General features: G+C 62.3%; 12 protein-coding genes. 6 read left to right on the forward strand and 6 right to left on the reverse strand.

Translation table 11 applies throughout. The features are described from left to right. Positions 1 to 19 precede the first annotated feature (19 nt). Both arfB and U741_RS0114245 read right to left on the reverse strand, forming a co-directional pair. Positions 20 to 433 (reverse strand): alternative ribosome rescue aminoacyl-tRNA hydrolase ArfB, encoded by a 414-nt coding sequence (gene arfB, locus U741_RS0114240; protein ID WP_029891121.1) that lies wholly within the window; start codon positions 431 to 433, stop codon positions 20 to 22. An 84-nt stretch (positions 434 to 517) separates the two neighbouring features. Then, complete coding sequence (locus U741_RS0114245; RefSeq protein ID WP_043110293.1) at positions 518 to 1,876, reverse strand: DUF1329 domain-containing protein; 1,359 nt, start codon at positions 1,874 to 1,876, stop codon at positions 518 to 520. 256 nt (positions 1,877 to 2,132) lie between these two features. Between U741_RS0114245 and ilvB the strand changes: the two genes are divergently transcribed. The 6 genes from ilvB to U741_RS0114275 all read left to right on the forward strand — a co-directional run bounded on the left by ilvB (position 2,133) and on the right by U741_RS0114275 (position 8,302). Continuing rightward, entirely contained in the window at positions 2,133 to 3,971 is a 1,839-nt protein-coding gene (ilvB, locus tag U741_RS0114250; RefSeq protein WP_052379033.1) for a biosynthetic-type acetolactate synthase large subunit, read from the forward strand. 9 nt (positions 3,972 to 3,980) lie between these two features. Beyond that, positions 3,981 to 4,868: a LysR substrate-binding domain-containing protein gene (locus U741_RS18645; RefSeq protein WP_084154896.1), complete on the forward strand. Its 888-nt coding sequence runs from the start codon at positions 3,981 to 3,983 to the stop codon at positions 4,866 to 4,868. A 90-nt stretch (positions 4,869 to 4,958) separates the two neighbouring features. Continuing rightward, positions 4,959 to 5,894: an alpha/beta hydrolase family protein gene (locus U741_RS0114260; protein WP_052378851.1), complete on the forward strand. Its 936-nt coding sequence runs from the start codon at positions 4,959 to 4,961 to the stop codon at positions 5,892 to 5,894. A gap of 5 nt (positions 5,895 to 5,899) precedes the next feature. Next, complete coding sequence (locus U741_RS0114265) at positions 5,900 to 6,358, forward strand: hotdog fold domain-containing protein (RefSeq protein WP_029891126.1); 459 nt, start codon at positions 5,900 to 5,902, stop codon at positions 6,356 to 6,358. A 66-nt stretch (positions 6,359 to 6,424) separates the two neighbouring features. Then, on the forward strand, positions 6,425 to 7,192 hold the full coding sequence (locus U741_RS0114270; protein ID WP_029891127.1) for an enoyl-CoA hydratase: 768 nt from the start codon (positions 6,425 to 6,427) through the stop codon (positions 7,190 to 7,192). Between the two features lie 132 nt (positions 7,193 to 7,324). After that, positions 7,325 to 8,302, forward strand: coding sequence for a DUF4382 domain-containing protein (locus U741_RS0114275; RefSeq protein ID WP_161776247.1), 978 nt, complete (start codon positions 7,325 to 7,327; stop codon positions 8,300 to 8,302). A gap of 64 nt (positions 8,303 to 8,366) precedes the next feature. Here the strand turns inward: U741_RS0114275 and fadA are convergent, their stop codons facing one another. The 4 genes from fadA to U741_RS0114295 all read right to left on the reverse strand — a co-directional run bounded on the left by fadA (position 8,367) and on the right by U741_RS0114295 (position 15,465). After that, positions 8,367 to 9,530, reverse strand: coding sequence for an acetyl-CoA C-acyltransferase FadA (gene fadA / locus U741_RS0114280; protein ID WP_029891129.1), 1,164 nt, complete (start codon positions 9,528 to 9,530; stop codon positions 8,367 to 8,369). Between the two features lie 32 nt (positions 9,531 to 9,562). Then, positions 9,563 to 11,713, reverse strand: a complete 2,151-nt coding sequence (fadB, locus tag U741_RS0114285) for a fatty acid oxidation complex subunit alpha FadB (RefSeq protein ID WP_029891130.1) — start codon at positions 11,711 to 11,713, stop codon at positions 9,563 to 9,565. Between the two features lie 257 nt (positions 11,714 to 11,970). Next, positions 11,971 to 12,966: a WD40/YVTN/BNR-like repeat-containing protein gene (locus U741_RS0114290; RefSeq protein WP_052378853.1), complete on the reverse strand. Its 996-nt coding sequence runs from the start codon at positions 12,964 to 12,966 to the stop codon at positions 11,971 to 11,973. Between the two features lie 12 nt (positions 12,967 to 12,978). Then, complete coding sequence (locus tag U741_RS0114295; protein WP_029891132.1) at positions 12,979 to 15,465, reverse strand: DUF1302 domain-containing protein; 2,487 nt, start codon at positions 15,463 to 15,465, stop codon at positions 12,979 to 12,981. Positions 15,466 to 15,490: the final 25 nt, after the last annotated feature.

Here is a 15,490-nt window from a genome sequence, read left to right on the forward strand (position 1 = left end):
GGACGCGGTGTCGCAGCCTTCAATCCCCGACTGAACCCCGCAGCGCCTTGAGCTTGCCGCGCTGAACCTTGGCGTCGACCCGCCTGATCTTGGCGCCCCGCGTCGGCCGCGTGACCTTGCGCGGCACCGGCGCACTGGCGTCGCGACGAATGAACTCGGCGAGCCGTTGCAAGGCGTCGTCGCGGTTGGCCTCCTGGGTGCGGTGGCGCTGCGCCTTGATGACCAACACACCGTCGCTGCTGATGCGCCGGTCTCGGCGGGCCAGCAAGCGCTGCTTGCAGTCGTCCGGAAGCGACGATGCGGAAATGTCAAAACGCAGATGCACGGCACTGGAGGTCTTGTTGACTTTCTGCCCGCCCGCGCCCTGAGCCCGAATCGCGTCCAGCTCGATCTCGGCCAGCGGCAGCACAAGGTGGTCGTTGATGGTCAACATGGCGGCAGAGCGTAACCGAGAGGGCGGTCTTCAAAAAGCAGAAACCCCGCCGGGGCGGGGTTTCTGTGGTTCAGCCTGCTGAGATCAGCGGGTGGCCATGCGCTGCACCGAGCCGGTCGTGAAATGGTCGGTGTTCCAGTCGCGCTCTTCAAACAACGGTTCTTCGTTGGACGCTTCCATCACCAGATAGCGGTTGGCATTCAGGTCGTAAACCGTGGCCAGCGCCGGGCCCACGGCCTTGAGCCACGGCACCATGATGGGATGGTACTCCTGCACACGCCAGAGCTGGTCGCGACCGTCGTAGATGTCGACTGCGAGGACGGTCCAGGTGTCTTCATCGACGTAGTAAGTCCGGCGCTTGTACTGGTGCGTCGTGCCCGGCTTGAGGTTGGAGTCAAGCACCCAGACGCGGCGGCGCTCGTAGCGGGTCAGGTCCTGGTTCAGGTGATTGCGCTGGGCAATGTCGTCGTATTTGACCGAGTCGTCGGCAAGGTTGTGCGCGTTGTAAGGCAACAGCATTTCGCGCTTGCCGACAATGTTCCAGGTGTAGCGGTCGGTGGCGCCATTGAACGAGTCGAGCTGGTCGTTGGTGCGCAGGCCGTCAGCCCCGGTGCCCGGGTTGTCATAGGCGACGTTGGGAGCGCGGCGAATGCGGCGCTGACCGGGATTGTAGAGCCATGCACGGCGCGCTTCGGCCACCTGGTCGGCGGTCTCGTGCACCAACAGCACATTGCCGGCCTGCCGTGCCGGGGCGGTGGTGAACTGCAGAAAGTAAATGATGACGTTGTTCAGGCTCTCGGGCGTGGCATCCGAAAAATTGTAGTGAAAGCGCACGTCTTCACGGATCTTGTAGGGGACGAAACTGCCGCCGGTCTGGACCGCCAACTGCACGTTCCAGCGCTGCAGGCCTTCGCCGCGGTAGCGAACCTTGTGGTTCCAGATGATTTCCTTGCCGCTTTCGGGAACCGGAAACGGAATCCCCACAGCCGCATTGACCAGCGATTCGCCATCGTTCTCAAGGCTGGCGCTCTCGGCGTTCTTCTTGGTGGCCGCATACACGTGGTCCGGCGCGTTGCCCGTTCGCCGCGTCGGGTACACCGGCATCTTGTACGAGTCAGGGAATTTCTCGAACAGGGCCAGCGCCCCCGGCGTGAGCATGTCGCGGTGCTCGTCGAGGTTGGACGACGTCACCGTGAACAACGGTTTGTCGCTGCTGGTCGGATATTGAGCCGGATCACGCTCCTTGCCTTTGGCGGGGCGCTCCATCTGCAGGCCGCCTTCCCATTTGGGGATGCTGCCGTCCTTGTTGCCGGCCATTTCAGCGCCCATGGGCGTCAACGAGTTGCCCAGCTCGGCCGCGTCGTTGGCCATCGCAATGGATGAAAGGTGTGGCAGGGTCATCAATGCCACCACGGCAGATGCCGTGAATACTCGCTTGATCATGAATCCTCCTCAACGTGGAACTTCGTTCTTGTTGCAGCGTGGTGTTGCATGCAGTGCGAAACAGTATTTCAGATGCACCCTCGGGCAACCACCCCAAAATTAGCCCACCCGTCATGTACTGGCCGCCATTGAGCGCCCCACTGATGAACGCCTGTGAAGAAGCTGCGCCCCGTGGCCTGAACAGGCGATTGCCGAGGTAGCGACGTGGTATAAAGCGCGGTTTTCAGCCTTACCTTGGAATTCATCGGTCATGACGATGTCGCGCCCTCTCGCCAAACATCCTCTCGCTTCTCAGACGCTCAGCGGTGCCGACATTGTCGTGCAGGTTCTCGCTGACGAGGGCACGTCGGTCATTTTCGGCTATTCGGGCGGCGCCATCTTGCCGACCTACGATGCCGTCTTTCGCTTCAACCGCGAGCATCGCACGGCCGAGGGCGCCGAGAAGATGCCGTTGATCGTCCCCGCCAACGAGCAGGCCGCTGGCTTCATGGCCGCCGGCTATGCCCGGGCTTCTGGCAAGGTCGGCGTTTGCCTGGTGACGTCGGGCCCGGGCGCGACCAACACGGTCACGCCGGTCCGCGACTGCATGGCCGACTCGATTCCCATCGTGGTGATCTGTGGCCAGGTGCCGACCGCTGCCATCGGCTCGGACGGCTTTCAGGAAGCGCCGATCAGTTCGATCATGGCGCCGTGCGCCAAGCACGTGTTTCTGGTCACCGATGCCTCTAAGCTCGAAGCCACGATGCGCACTGCATTTGAAGTGGCGCGCACCGGGCGGCCCGGCCCGGTGGTCATCGACATTCCGAAAGACGTGCAAAACGCCAACCTGGTCTTCCAGGGCGAGGGTGTGCTGCCCATCCCCGGCTACCGTGCGCGCTTGGCCGAAGTCAACCGCAACCGCCTCAGTGCAAAGGCATGCAGCGAATTCGAAGCGCTGCTGAAGGCCTCTGAAAGACCTCTGCTCTACGTCGGCGGTGGCGCCATAAATGGCAACGCCGCGCCAGCGATTCGTCGGTTCGCCGAAGCCTACGGCCTGCCGGTGACCACCACCCTGATGGGCATTGGCACGGTAGACACCACCGACGCGCTGTCGCTGCAAATGCTGGGCATGCACGGCACCGCCTACGCCAACTACGCGGTCGAAGACTGCGACTTTCTCATCACCCTTGGCGCACGCTTTGATGATCGTGTGGCCGGTGTGCCGGACAAGTTCGCGCCCCACGCCAAGGCGATCGCCCACTTTGACATCGACCCCGCCGAGATCAACAAGGTCAAGCGGGTGCAGTGGCACCATGTGGGCGCGCTGGCACTTGCCATCGACGACCTGCATGCACACCTGCAATCGCGCGGCTTCAAGCCTGACTATCGTGCGTGGCACCAGCACATCGGGGCGCTAAAGTCACAGCACGCGCTCAACTACGACCGCGATGCCGCCACGATCCAGCCTTATGCCGTCATTGAAGCGATCAACCGCCTCACCGGCGGCGAGGCCATCGTGTCCACCGGCGTGGGTCAACACCAGATGTGGGCAGCGCAGTATTTCGACTTCAAGGAGCCACGTCTGTGGCTGACCTCGGGATCGATGGGCACCATGGGCTTTGGTCTGCCCGCGGCCATCGGTGCGCAGTTTGCGCGGCCCGACAAGATCGTCATCGACATTGACGGCGATGCCTCCATCCGCATGAATCTCGGCGAGCTGGAAACCGTCACCACCTACAACCTGCCCGTCAAGGTCGTGGTGCTGAACAACTTCGGCGACGGCATGGTGCGCCAGTGGCAGCGGTTGTTCTTCGACAGCCGCTACGCAGCGTCCGACAAAAGCTTGCACCAGAAGGATTTCGTCAAGGCCGCAGAGGCCGACGGTTATGCGTTCGCCAAGCGCATCACCCGCAAGGAGGAGCTTGAGTCGGTGATTGCCGAGTTCGTCGCGTTCAAAGGGCCGGCGTTCCTCGAAGTGCACATCGACGGCGACGCCGGCGTGTATCCGATGGTCGGGCCGGGCATGAGCTACGCGCAGATGATCACGGGCGACTGGATCACCTCGCGCGACGCCCTGCAAACCGCCGAAAGCGTCGACAAGGCCGATCTGTTCTAGAGCCGTAAAGTGAAGCGGCGGTTGCCCAAGCTGACCCAGCTCGACACCTTCCGGATCGCAGCGGCTGAGGGCAGCTTCAAGGCCGCCGCCGAGCAGTTGCACCTGACGCCGTCAGCGGTCAGTCACCAGATTCGGGCGCTGGAAGCCGAGCTGGGAATTCCGCTGTTCGAGCGGCAAGTCCGCAAGTTGACCCTCACGGCGGCAGGGCGTGACTACGCGGCGGTGGTCGACCAGGCGTTTGCCCAACTGGCGCGCGGAACCCAGACCTTGTTGGCCCATCATGCGCGGTCGTCCTTGAGTGTCACCATGGGCAGCTTCGTGGCGGACGAATGGGTGCTGCCGAATCTGGCTGGGTTCGCTCGGGCACACCCCGAGATCGACCTGCAACTCGACACCTCGCAGCGATCGCGCGACCTGATGCGCGAAGACATCGACGTGGCCCTGCGCTTCGGCCGCGGTCACTGGCCGGGTCTGACCGCCGTCCACCTGCTCGATGTTTACGCGACGCCAGTGGTCAGCCCGACACTGCTCGGCGACCAGCCGGCAACACTGGCGGTGCTGGGTCGACTGCCAAGGCTGCAGTCCATGGCCGTGCCGGATGCCTGGGCGCAGTGGGAAAAAGTGATGGGCTGCACGCTCGGGGCGCCCACCGCCGAGATGCGGGTCGACAGCTATCTGGCTTTGCTGCAAAGCGCCAGCCAGGGACTTGGCGTGGCCTTGGGGCTCACGCCGCTGGTCAATCGTTGGCTGGATCAGCGACGGCTGGTGGCACCCTGGCCCGGCACGGCGCGCCCCGCCGCAGGTTACTGGTTCGTCCACCGCCCGGGCGAACAGGACGAGCCCGCCATCGCGGCCCTGCTGGCATGGTTGCGCGAGACCTTGCCCAAGGATGGGTGAGAAATCCTCACTTATCACGCTTCAAATGATCGTTTGTCGCACCGAAGGTCCTCGCCTAGCCTGAAATCCGGCTTTCAGGACATCGTGATCATGGACGCAGTGCTCGACACCCCGCAGTCACCCCACCTGGCCGATCTGCACGCGGCCTTTGAGCCGGTCGCCGCCGGACGCTCCACAACCTTCACTGCCGAGGATGGTCGCGCCCTTCAAGGCCGATTGTTTGAAGCGGGACGAAATCCATCTGGCGCGCTGTTACTGGCCGGCGCTACCGGCGTGCCGCAACGCTTCTACTCGGCCTACGCCACATGGCTGGCCGCACAGGGGGTCACCACGCTGACCTTTGACTATCGCGGCATCGGCGCCTCAAGAGACCGGCCGCTGCGCCAGGACCCGGCACGGATGCGCGATTGGGGGCTCCTGGACCTCCCCGCCGCTCTGGATCACCTGCAGGTCAACGCGCCCAAGCTGCCCCTGTACTTTCTGGGTCACAGCGTCGGCGGCCAGATGCTCGGCTTGATGCCCAACCGCCAGCAGGTGGAGAAGGCGGTACTGATCGCCTCGGGCTTCGGCTACTGGCGCAACATGCCGCGCGCTTACGGCTGGATGGTGAAAGCGCTGATCTCAGGACTCGGCCCCCTGCTCTACCGCAGCGTTGGCTATGCGCCGCAACGTCGGCTCGGCTGGGGCGAGGATCTGCCGCGCGGTGTCGCCGAAGACTGGTTTACCTGGTGCCAGCGCCCCGACTATTACGCCGAATTGCTGACCGTACAGGGCAAGACCGCCTTCGACGACCTGTTGCTGCCCCTGTTGTCACTGACATTCCCGGACGACGCCATCGCCACCGACGCCAATGTCGGTGCGCAACTGGCGCTCTATCACCGCGCCCAAGTCACCCGGGAATTGGTCCTGCCCTCAACTTACGGGCTGAACGGCATTGGCCACCTTCATTTCTTTTCGTCGCGCATGCCGGAGGCCCTGTGGCGGCTGCCCTTAGACTGGCTGCAATCCAAACCGGAACCACACTGACCCACATGAACCTGCTCACCACCTATCGCCGACTTGCCGCACTCCCCGGGGGCAAGCGCCTGTTTTCGGCTGCCGTGAGCCGCAAGGCGCCGTACTTCGCGACCATTCGACCGTTGATCGAGGCGCTGGACGAAGGGCATATCCGCGTCTCAATGAAAAAACGCCGGGCGGTCCACAACCACATCGGCACGGTGCATGCCATCGCCTGCTGCAATCTCTGCGAAGTCGCCGCCGGCACCCTGATCGAGGCCACCCTGCCGGCGCATCTCCGCTGGATTCCCAAGAGCATGACCGTGCGGTATCTGAAAAAGGCCGAGACTGACCTGGCGGCCACCGTTGCAATCGATATGGCCGTCATGAGCCAGCCGGGCGACGTCATCATGCCGGTCAAGGTCTGTGACCTGAACGGGGTCGTCGTGGTCGAGGCCGACATCAACATGTATGTGAGTGAAAGGCCGCGCTAACGCCCCGGCAAAGCTCGCCAAAGGGTAGGCTTTGACGCCTACCCTTCCACCTTCCGGCAGCCCTCAATGACCCCCGATGTCCTGATCGAAAAAGCGGACCGCGTTCTGACCCTGCGACTCAACCGGCCCGACAAGAAGAACGCCTTCACCAACGCCATGTACGACCGCCTGACCGAGGGTCTGGCCCAGGCGGCGGCCGATGACGACGTGCGGGTGATTCTGTTTGCCGGCTCGCCGGATTGCTTCTCGGCGGGCAATGATCTGGCCGACTTTCTCAACAACCCGCCAACCTCCTCAGACTCACCTGTCGGCCGCTTCATGCGGGCCTTGCTCGACGCCGAAAAGCCGGTGATTGCTGCCGTCAGCGGCATGGCGGTCGGCATCGGCGTCACCCTGCTGCTGCACTGTGACTTCGTGTACGTCGGCGAGAAAACCAAGCTGCGCATGCCCTTTGTCAGCCTCGGTGCCTGCCCCGAATTTGCTGCGAGTTTCGTGATTCCACGACTGGCCGGCCATCCCAAAGCCGCCGAGCTGCTCATGCTGGGCCGCTTTTTCGACGCCGCCACGGCCGAGCGAATCGGGCTGTGTAACGCGGTTTTGCCCAACGCCGACGTCGAGGCGCAAGCCCGCGCCACAGCCGCCGAACTGGTGGCACTGCCGCCCAACGCCCTGAAAGTAACCAAGGCGCTGATGCGCCGCTGGCCGGCACAGCAAACGCGCGAGGCGATGGATTTTGAGGCCGACCACTTCATGCCGATGCTGCAGCAACCCGAAGCGCGCGAGGCCTTCTCCGCCTTCGCCGAAAAGCGCAAGCCGGACTTTTCGCACTTCTGAAAGCGCGACCACCATCAGGCTCAGCGGCGCTTCATGTTCACGTGACACCTTCGTTCAACTGTTCGTCAGCGGCGGCTCACCAAGTGTTCGCGTGACCGAGACAGTCAATCTTGAAGATCGGGAGAAATGATCATGTTCAGACATATTTGGGTGGCCGGACTGGGTTTGGCCTTGCTGGCAGGCTGCAGTGATTCGGGCTCGGGCGGCGGGACCGGCGCGCTTTCGTTGGGGGTGACAGACGCCCCGGTCGACGATGCCGATGCGGTGGTCGTCGGCTTCAGTGCCGTTGAACTGCTGGATGCCGACGGTGGCGTTGCGCTGCGTTTCGATTTCGATGAAATCCAAACCGTCGACCTACTTGAGCAGCAGGGCGACAACCAGTTCTTCCTGATTCAGGACGAGCAGATTCCCTCGGGCGTCTACGAAGAAGTTCGCCTGATTGTCGCGGAGCAGTCAAACGCCAGCTGTAATGCCGCACAGGCCAACCCGAACCGTCCGTCCTACATCACCGTGGACGGCGTCGACTATCCGTTGATCGTCCCAAGTGGCGCCCAGACCGGTCTCAAGGTGCGCGGACCGCTCACCATTGCCGCCGGCGGCAGCGCCGCCTATACCGTCGATTTCGATCTGCGGAAGTCGATTGCCGAGCGCGGTGCCACCGGCTGCTACAACCTGCGCCCGGTCCTGCGTGTTGTTGACAACGCTGAAGTTGGCACCTTGACCGGCTCAGTGGATCCAGCGCTGCTGGCCGATTCCAGCTGCACCGCTGACCCGGTCTCGGGCGCGGGCGCCGCGGTCTACGTCTACAGCGGCTCAGGTGTAACGCCTGACGATTTCGATGGAACCGATCCCGAGCCTTTGACCACTGCATTGCTGCAACCCGAGATGCTTGACGGGGCGCTGGTCGACTTCAGCTACGAAGTGGGCTTCTTGCTCGAAGGCAACTACACCGTGGCGCTGAGCTGCCAGGCGGGTGATGACCTGCCGGCGCCCAGCGATGATGACATTGTCTTCATTCAGCCCGGTGACGTGGAAATCATTCGTGACACCGTCAGCGAATTTGACTTCGCGGTCATTGACGAAGAAGTTCCAGTCGAAACCACTGAATAAGCATCAACGCGAATCATAAAAAAGGCGGCCCGCAATGGCCGCCTTTTTTGTATCTCCGGACTGCTCAGTGCATGCGTTCCAGCACTGTGGCGACCCCCTGCCCCATGCCGATGCACATGGTGGCCACACCAAACTGGCCGCCCTGCTCACCCAGCACATGGGCCAGTGCGCCGGTGATGCGCGCACCCGAACAGCCCAGCGGATGGCCGAGGGCAATGGCCCCGCCCTTGAGGTTGATGCGGTCCATGCGCTCGGTGAGCTTCAGGTCTTTGATCACCGCCAGCGACTGCGCGGCGAAGGCTTCGTTGAGTTCGAAGTAGTCGATGTTGTCGATCGACAGCCCGGCACGCTTAAGCGCCTTCTGGGTCGCCGGCACCGGGCCGATGCCCATGATCGACGGGCTACACCCGGCGGCGGCGACCGAGACGATGCGCGCCATCGGCTTCAGGCCCAGGGCCTTCGCCTTGTCGGCACTCATCACCAGCACGCAGGACGCGCCGTCGGAAATGGCGGAGCTGTTGCCGGCGGTCACCGAGCCCTTGGGGTTGAAGGCCGGGCGCAATCCGCCCAGGCCTTCGAGGCTGGCGTCGGCGCGCGCCACTTCATCCCAGTCGACCATGATCGGCGCGCCATCAGCGTCGTGCCCGGCCAGCGGCAAAATCTCCTTGGCGGTGGCGCCGGTCTGGTTGGCCTTGACGGCTTTCTGGTGGCTGGCGAGGGCAAATGCGTCCTGCTGCTGGCGGTTGATGCCGTGGGTCTGGGTGAGCATTTCGGCGGTCAGGCCCATCATTGCCGCCGCCTTGGCGGTGGTCAGACTCATGGCCGGGTTGCCGTCAAAGCCGTGGGTCATGGCGACATGGCCCATGTGCTCGACGCCGCCACAGATGTAGGTGTCGCCGATGCCGGCCTGGATGCTGGCAAAGGCAATATGGATGGCGCTCATCGACGAGCCGCAGAGGCGGTTCACGGTTTGCCCCGGCACGGTCTGCGGCAGGCCGGCCAGCAGCGCGGCGTTGCGGGCAATGTTGAAGCCCTGCTCCAGGGTCTGCTGCACGCAGCCCCAGACCACGTCTTCCACATCGGCGGGCTTCACCGCTTCGTTGCGGGCGAGGATGCCGCGAATCAGGTGCGCCGACAGATCTTCGGCACGCACGTTGCGAAAGTTACCGCCCCTGGAGCGGCCCATCGGGGTCCGCATTGCATCAACAATTACGACGTCGGTCGTCATTTCATTACTCCGGAATTAGGGATGAGGGCGGCTTACTTGACGTAGTACGTCTTGCCGTCGGCAGCCATCTTCAACATCGACTCGGTGGGCTCGTAGATCTTGCCGAGATGGGCGTAGGCCTTGCAGCGCTCGATGACGTGCTTCATGCCCAGCGTGTCGCAATACTTGAGCGCACCGCCGCGGAACGGCGGAAAGCCGAGGCCCAGAATCAGGCCCATGTCGGCCTCGATCGCGGAACCGACAATGCCGTCATCGAGGCAGCGCGCCGCTTCGATGATCATCGGCAGCATCAGGCGCTCGACGATTTCTTCGTCGGCAAACTCCTTCTGGCCGTCTTTTTGCACTTGCTTCAGCAGTGCATAGGCCTCGGGGTCGGCAGTCTTCTTCGGCTTACCCTTGGGGTCGGTCTCGTACTTGTAGAAGCCCTTGCCGTTCTTCTGGCCGTAGCGCTCGGCCTCGAACATCACGTCAATGGCGGTGCGCTGGGTGCGCGCCATGCGGTCGGGATAACCTTCGGCCAGCACCGGGCCAATGTGATGGCTGGTATCGATGCCGACCACGTCTTCGAGATATGCCGGGCCCATCGGCCAGCCGAAAGCTTCCATCACCTTGTCGACCTTGACGAAGTCGGCGCCGGCGTTGATCAGGTGCTCCCAGCCGCCGAAGTACGGAAACAGGATACGGTTGACCAGAAAGCCGGGGCAGTTCTTCACCACGATGGCGGTCTTGCCCATCTTGGTCGCCAGCGCCACGGTGGTGGCGATCGCTTCCTTGGAGGTCTTCTCGGCGTAGATCACTTCCACCAGCGGCATCTTGTGCACCGGGTTGAAGAAGTGCATGCCGAGGAAGTTCTCCGGGTGCTTCATCGCCGTGGCCAATTCATCAATCGAGATCGACGAGGTATTCGACGCAATGATGGTGCCCGGCTTGACCTTGGTTTCGGTCTCGGCAAGCACCGATTTCTTGATTTTCGGATTCTCGACAACGGCCTCGATGACGATGTCGACGTTGCCGAAGTCACCGTAGTTCAGGGTCGGACGAATGGTCGACAGAATCGCCCCGGCCTTTTCGGGCGTGAGTTTCTTGCGCTCGACCTGCTTGGAAAGCAGCTTGTTGGCCTCGCTCATGCCCAGATCGAGCGCCTTGTCGGCGATGTCCTTCATGATGATCGGCGTGCCTTTGGAGGCGCTCTGGAAGGCGATGCCGCCGCCCATGATGCCGGCGCCCAATACCGCTGCCTGCTTGAAGTCGACTGCACCTTTCATCTGTGCCTTGGCAGTTTTCTTCAAGAACTGGTCGTTGAGAAACAGGCCCACCAATGCGTCGGCGACGGTGGTCTTGGCGAGCTTGGCAAACGCTGCGGCTTCGATCTTCAAGGCATCATCGCGGCCTTTACTCGCAGCTTTCTGAATCGCCTTCACTGCCGCCACCGGCGCCGGGTAGTGTTTGCCTGCCTTGCCGGCGATGAACGCCTCGGCGGTCGAGAACACCATCATCTGCTCAATCATGTCGAGCTTCAGTGGGGCCTTTTTCTGGGCGCGGCGCGCCTGCCAGTCGTACTTGCCGTCGTTGGCCTGCTTGATGAGACGCACCGCCGCATCAAACAGTTTTTCCGGCTTGACCACGGCGTCTACCGCCCCGACGGCAAGCGCCACCTTGGGCTTGTTGTTGCTGGCGCTGGCGACCCACTCGATGGCGTTGTCGGCACCGATCAGGCGCGGCAGGCGCACGGTGCCGCCAAAGCCGGGAATGATGCCAAGTTTGGTCTCGGGCAGACCCACCGACGCGGTCTCGCTCATGACGCGGTAATCGGCGACCAGTGCCATCTCGAAGCCGCCGCCCAAGGCGACGCCGTTGATCGCGCAGACGCTGGGGAACGGCAGGTCCTCGAGCGTGTTGAAGATGTCATTGGCCTGGCCGGCCCAGCCCGCGATCTCTTCTTCAGTGCCTTCAAACATCTTGCCGAACTCGGTGATGTCGGCACCGACGATGAACACGTTCTTGGCGGAGGTCACCACCAAACCGGCCAGCTCGGGCGCGGCCACCAGCTTGTCGGCCGCTTCGCGCAGCTCGCCCAGTGTCAGCTTGTCGAATTTGTTGACGCTCTCGCCCTGCCGATCGAAACAGAGCTCGGCAATGCCGCCCTCGTGCAACGTCAGACGTACGGTCTGTCCTGAGTACATTTGCAGCTCCTCAATCAAAGAAATGGGTGGTCAGTGACCACGGTGCGCGGCCATCGCATCGCGGCACAAAAATCGCGGTCGCACATCGAAAGGACCTGCATGATAGCCACCCCGGTTGGCCTCTGTGGAAACACGAAAGCCGGCGCGTGGCACCGGCTTTCGTGTCTGAAACATCACGCATTCTGCCCCTGGGGCCCGACGCGGCGTAGCGAATGCCTGGCCAAGGTCGCCCGCGCAATTGTTTTAGGAGCGCCGTCTCAACGACTGAAGGCCATGCGCCGAACGCCGGCGTCGCCCACCACCACAAGAAGGTCACCTTCCAAGGTCAAGACGTCGGCGTAGGCGACGCCACCGATGGCGGTGGCAATCAGGGTGTCATCAAGGCCGTTGACCGCGCGCGTGTCGGCAGGCTTGATGTTCAGCTCGGCATCGGCATGAAGCAGGCTGCCGTTGAGGCCGGCCATCCAGAATCCACCTGCGCCGTCATCAGAGATGCCGAAAACCGACTGCACTGTGCCGGTTTGTAGCTCTCGCCACGCACCGCCAGCCACGTCACTGGCGGCAAACGCGTTGCCGCGCAAGCCGCCGATGATGGCGCCACCGTCGCCCATGGGCGCGACCGAGAACAGCGAGCTTTCATAGGGTGAATCGAGCATGGTCCAGGTCTGCCCCTGATCGGTGGAATGCGCCATCAGACCGACTTCCCCGACCACCAGGTAGCTGCCGTCGTTGAGCCGGGTCATGGCGTTGAGATGCATGCCCTCGGCAGTCAGATCCGACTCCAACATTGACCAGTTGGCGCCGCCATCGGTCGTCGCCATCGCCAGACCAAACGCACCAATGGCAAGGCCACGCTGATCATCGAAGAAGGTGATGTCGAGCAGTGGCTCCATCGACGCGTCGAAATGCCGCACCACCCAGGTGTCGCCGCCGTCCTCGGTGGCCAGAATCGTGGCGTCATGGCCGACGACCCAGCCGCGCTGGTCGCCGGCGAAGTAGGCTGCGGTCAGCAAGTTGTTCACCGGCACCGCGACCTGCTGCCACGTTTCGGCTTGATCGTCCGAAACCAGAATGTGCCCGCGACTGCCAATCGCCAACAGTCGGTCGCCCGCCCGGCTCAGATCCACGAGCAATGACTGGTCGGCCTTGCGGGCGATCTCGGCGGGGGCCGTGTCGGGCGCGGCGGCGACGGTCAGCGGAGTCATCGCGGCGCTTGCCCACAAGGCCAACAAAATCGGTTGATTGAGGCTCATGAAAACTCGCATTTAGAAAAGGTATTTGACGAAGAAGCCGAGGTTGTCACGGTCGCGGTAAACGTTATTGGTGCCGCCATCAAAGAACGTGTTGTAAGCGACGGTGAATGACAGCGCCTTCTCATAGCGGGTTTCGAGCAGGAAATTGAGCGCCTTGCGCCCCTGCACGAAGTTGCCGGCTGGCCCAGGAGAATCTCCGCCGATATCGTGTGACCAGATGAACAGCGGCTGGATGCTGATGCCGGGCAACACCGACTCGTAAGAGATACGACCGACGATGCGATAACCATACGAGAACGCATCAGCAAACTGGTTGCGCGATGCCTGATATGGATTGAACCGCAAACCGTCAGGACCGACAGTGCAGGCCGTGTTGGTCGAGCAGGCCAGTCGTGAACCGTCGGCTCCGCTGCCATCGGCGCCGGCGCTGGCATGAGTGGTCGGCGAAAACGCCCCTTCGATCTGCAGTTCGTCGAAGTCCGGCATGTTCAGTACGTGCGTCGCGGCCAGTTCGTAGATCAGGATCACCTGATCGGCACCAATCCAGTTCTCGGATGCGCCGAGCACGCGCGTTGCACCAAGGTTGTACTGTGCCACCTTGCCGGGGATGTAACCGCGGATGTAGCTGTTGGGCTCAGTCTCGCCGACCTCAACGCCCCGATACGGCATGATGAAGTTCGGGAACGCGCGCGCCGAACCCGGCGCCGCACCCACCACGAGATTCAGTGTGTCGGCATAGGGATTAGCCCCCTCACCGTTGACGAAGTCGTTGCCGTCGTAAATGACGTAGTTGCCGTCCACATCGAACCCCAAGCCCGCAGTTGAGCCTCCACAATCTAGCGACTGATCGTGGCAACGCGTCAGTGTTGGACCGAAGGAAGCAAACGCCAGGTCGATCAACGACACCTGCAGCGGCACGTTGGGGCGGTACGACACCTCCCCCTGAAACGAGTAGTCGCCGAACGTGGTCGTGAAGTCCAGCCCGTACACCTGTAAATCTTCCGGGTATTCCAGCATCAGCCGGGCCGTGTCGAACGGCACAGCGTCACTGTTCGGCAGGTTGGGGCGCGGCAGTAACAGGTTAGACAGTGCCAGTGGATTGCCGCCGTCCAGCAAACCCAGATCGGTGCTCACGCCCGGGCGCTGTGCCAGCAGGGCGACCGTGTCGAGGGTGAGCTGCAAGGACGCCGATGGTGCGGTCACTGGCAGGTTGGGACACACATCAAGAAACTGCAGCGTATTGCGAGCATCCAAACCCTGTGCATTGCCTTCACGCCGTGCGCAACTGGCATCGGTGGCGAAAAAGCTCGCATACGGCAACTTCGAATGATAGTTCATCGCATAGAAGCCGAACTCGGTGCCGTAGTTGATGTTGTCCGAGTAGTACTTGAACGACACCCCGTATTGGCCCTGGTCGCTGGCTTCGCGGTCAGGATCGCGTTGAATCGTGAGCGAGGTGGGGGTGATGGCCGTGAGGGCGCTGTTCAGCCGCCCCCCGGTAAGGCTAAATGGATCGTCTGCCGAACCGCCAAAGGCTGCGTTGACCGTGGTCCGCTGGTTGTCGGTGCCGATGTCGACAAACGACATGTAGCTGCCGGCGGTCGGAATTTCGACCGGCAGCCATTCGAACTGGTAGAACGCTTCCATCGTCAGGCCGGTGGCGATCTCGGTGCTGGCGCGGATCATGCCGACCGGCACGAACAATTCCTCCAGCAAGCCGAACCCGAGGCGATACAGTGCATTGGCGTTGACCGGTTGTGCCTGATTGAGGCTGTTGACCACCGCGACCGTGCTCTGCCCCCAATTCACCGTCTGACGCCCGATGCGAAATGTCAGGTTCTTGGCGCCATCGTCATACGGAATTGAGCCAAAAAAATTGAAGTCGAGAATGTCGTAGCGCAGACCGGCTTCTTCAGCCTCGTCATTGGGACGGCGACCGTTGGTGAACTCGCCCGGCCCATAAACACGGTTAAAAAAGCGACTGCCGCCCAAATTGCCCGTCTGCCCAACCCGCTCAAAGTTCTCCGGGGTGATCAGGTTGGGATTGGTGGTTTCGAAGCTGTTGTAGTTGACGTAGTCGTAGATACCAATCGCTCGGTAAAAAATGCCGAAATTACCGAAGAGAAAACGAATGTCCTGCGTCAGCTTGAAGGGCGCCTGTACGACGTCACCCTTGTCGTAGTTCAGGTTGCCATCGTCAAAGTTGATCGACGGCGCGCCGGGCGCGGCGGCAAGCCGTTCGGCCGGGTGCGTCTGCAGACGGTGTAAGCCTTGGCAGGCCTGAAACTGATCGGCACAGACGTCGGGATCGAGGTTGCTTTTACCAATCAGGTCGGACGCCGGGTCATGCAAGCGCCACGAATAACCAAACGTGGTGGCATTGTTGACCACCGCATCGACCCGATTGCCAAAGGCTTCGAAATTAAACTCGAAGGCCATCGCTGGTACCGACGACAGCACGAGCATCAACCCCAAGCAACTTCCCTTTAAAGCGCGCATTGTAGTCTCCTCGTCGCAATCAATC

This window comes from Polycyclovorans algicola TG408, assembly GCF_000711245.1.
Classification (GTDB): domain Bacteria; phylum Pseudomonadota; class Gammaproteobacteria; order Nevskiales; family Nevskiaceae; genus Polycyclovorans; species Polycyclovorans algicola.

What these genes read in the sequence shown, in the direction of transcription:
- arfB (WP_029891121.1), bottom strand. Translation starts at nt 433, where the DNA reads ATGTTGACCATCAACGACCACCTTGTGCTGCCGCTGGCCGAGATCGAG.
- U741_RS0114245 (WP_043110293.1), bottom strand. Translation starts at nt 1,876, where the DNA reads ATGATCAAGCGAGTATTCACGGCATCTGCCGTGGTGGCATTGATGACC.
- ilvB (WP_052379033.1), top strand. Translation starts at nt 2,133, where the DNA reads ATGTCGCGCCCTCTCGCCAAACATCCTCTCGCTTCTCAGACGCTCAGC.
- U741_RS0114260 (WP_052378851.1), top strand. Translation starts at nt 4,959, where the DNA reads ATGGACGCAGTGCTCGACACCCCGCAGTCACCCCACCTGGCCGATCTG.
- U741_RS0114265 (WP_029891126.1), top strand. Translation starts at nt 5,900, where the DNA reads ATGAACCTGCTCACCACCTATCGCCGACTTGCCGCACTCCCCGGGGGC.
- U741_RS0114270 (WP_029891127.1), top strand. Translation starts at nt 6,425, where the DNA reads ATGACCCCCGATGTCCTGATCGAAAAAGCGGACCGCGTTCTGACCCTG.
- U741_RS0114275 (WP_161776247.1), top strand. Translation starts at nt 7,325, where the DNA reads ATGTTCAGACATATTTGGGTGGCCGGACTGGGTTTGGCCTTGCTGGCA.
- fadA (WP_029891129.1), bottom strand. Translation starts at nt 9,530, where the DNA reads ATGACGACCGACGTCGTAATTGTTGATGCAATGCGGACCCCGATGGGC.
- fadB (WP_029891130.1), bottom strand. Translation starts at nt 11,713, where the DNA reads ATGTACTCAGGACAGACCGTACGTCTGACGTTGCACGAGGGCGGCATT.
- U741_RS0114290 (WP_052378853.1), bottom strand. Translation starts at nt 12,966, where the DNA reads ATGAGCCTCAATCAACCGATTTTGTTGGCCTTGTGGGCAAGCGCCGCG.
- U741_RS0114295 (WP_029891132.1), bottom strand. Translation starts at nt 15,465, where the DNA reads ATGCGCGCTTTAAAGGGAAGTTGCTTGGGGTTGATGCTCGTGCTGTCG.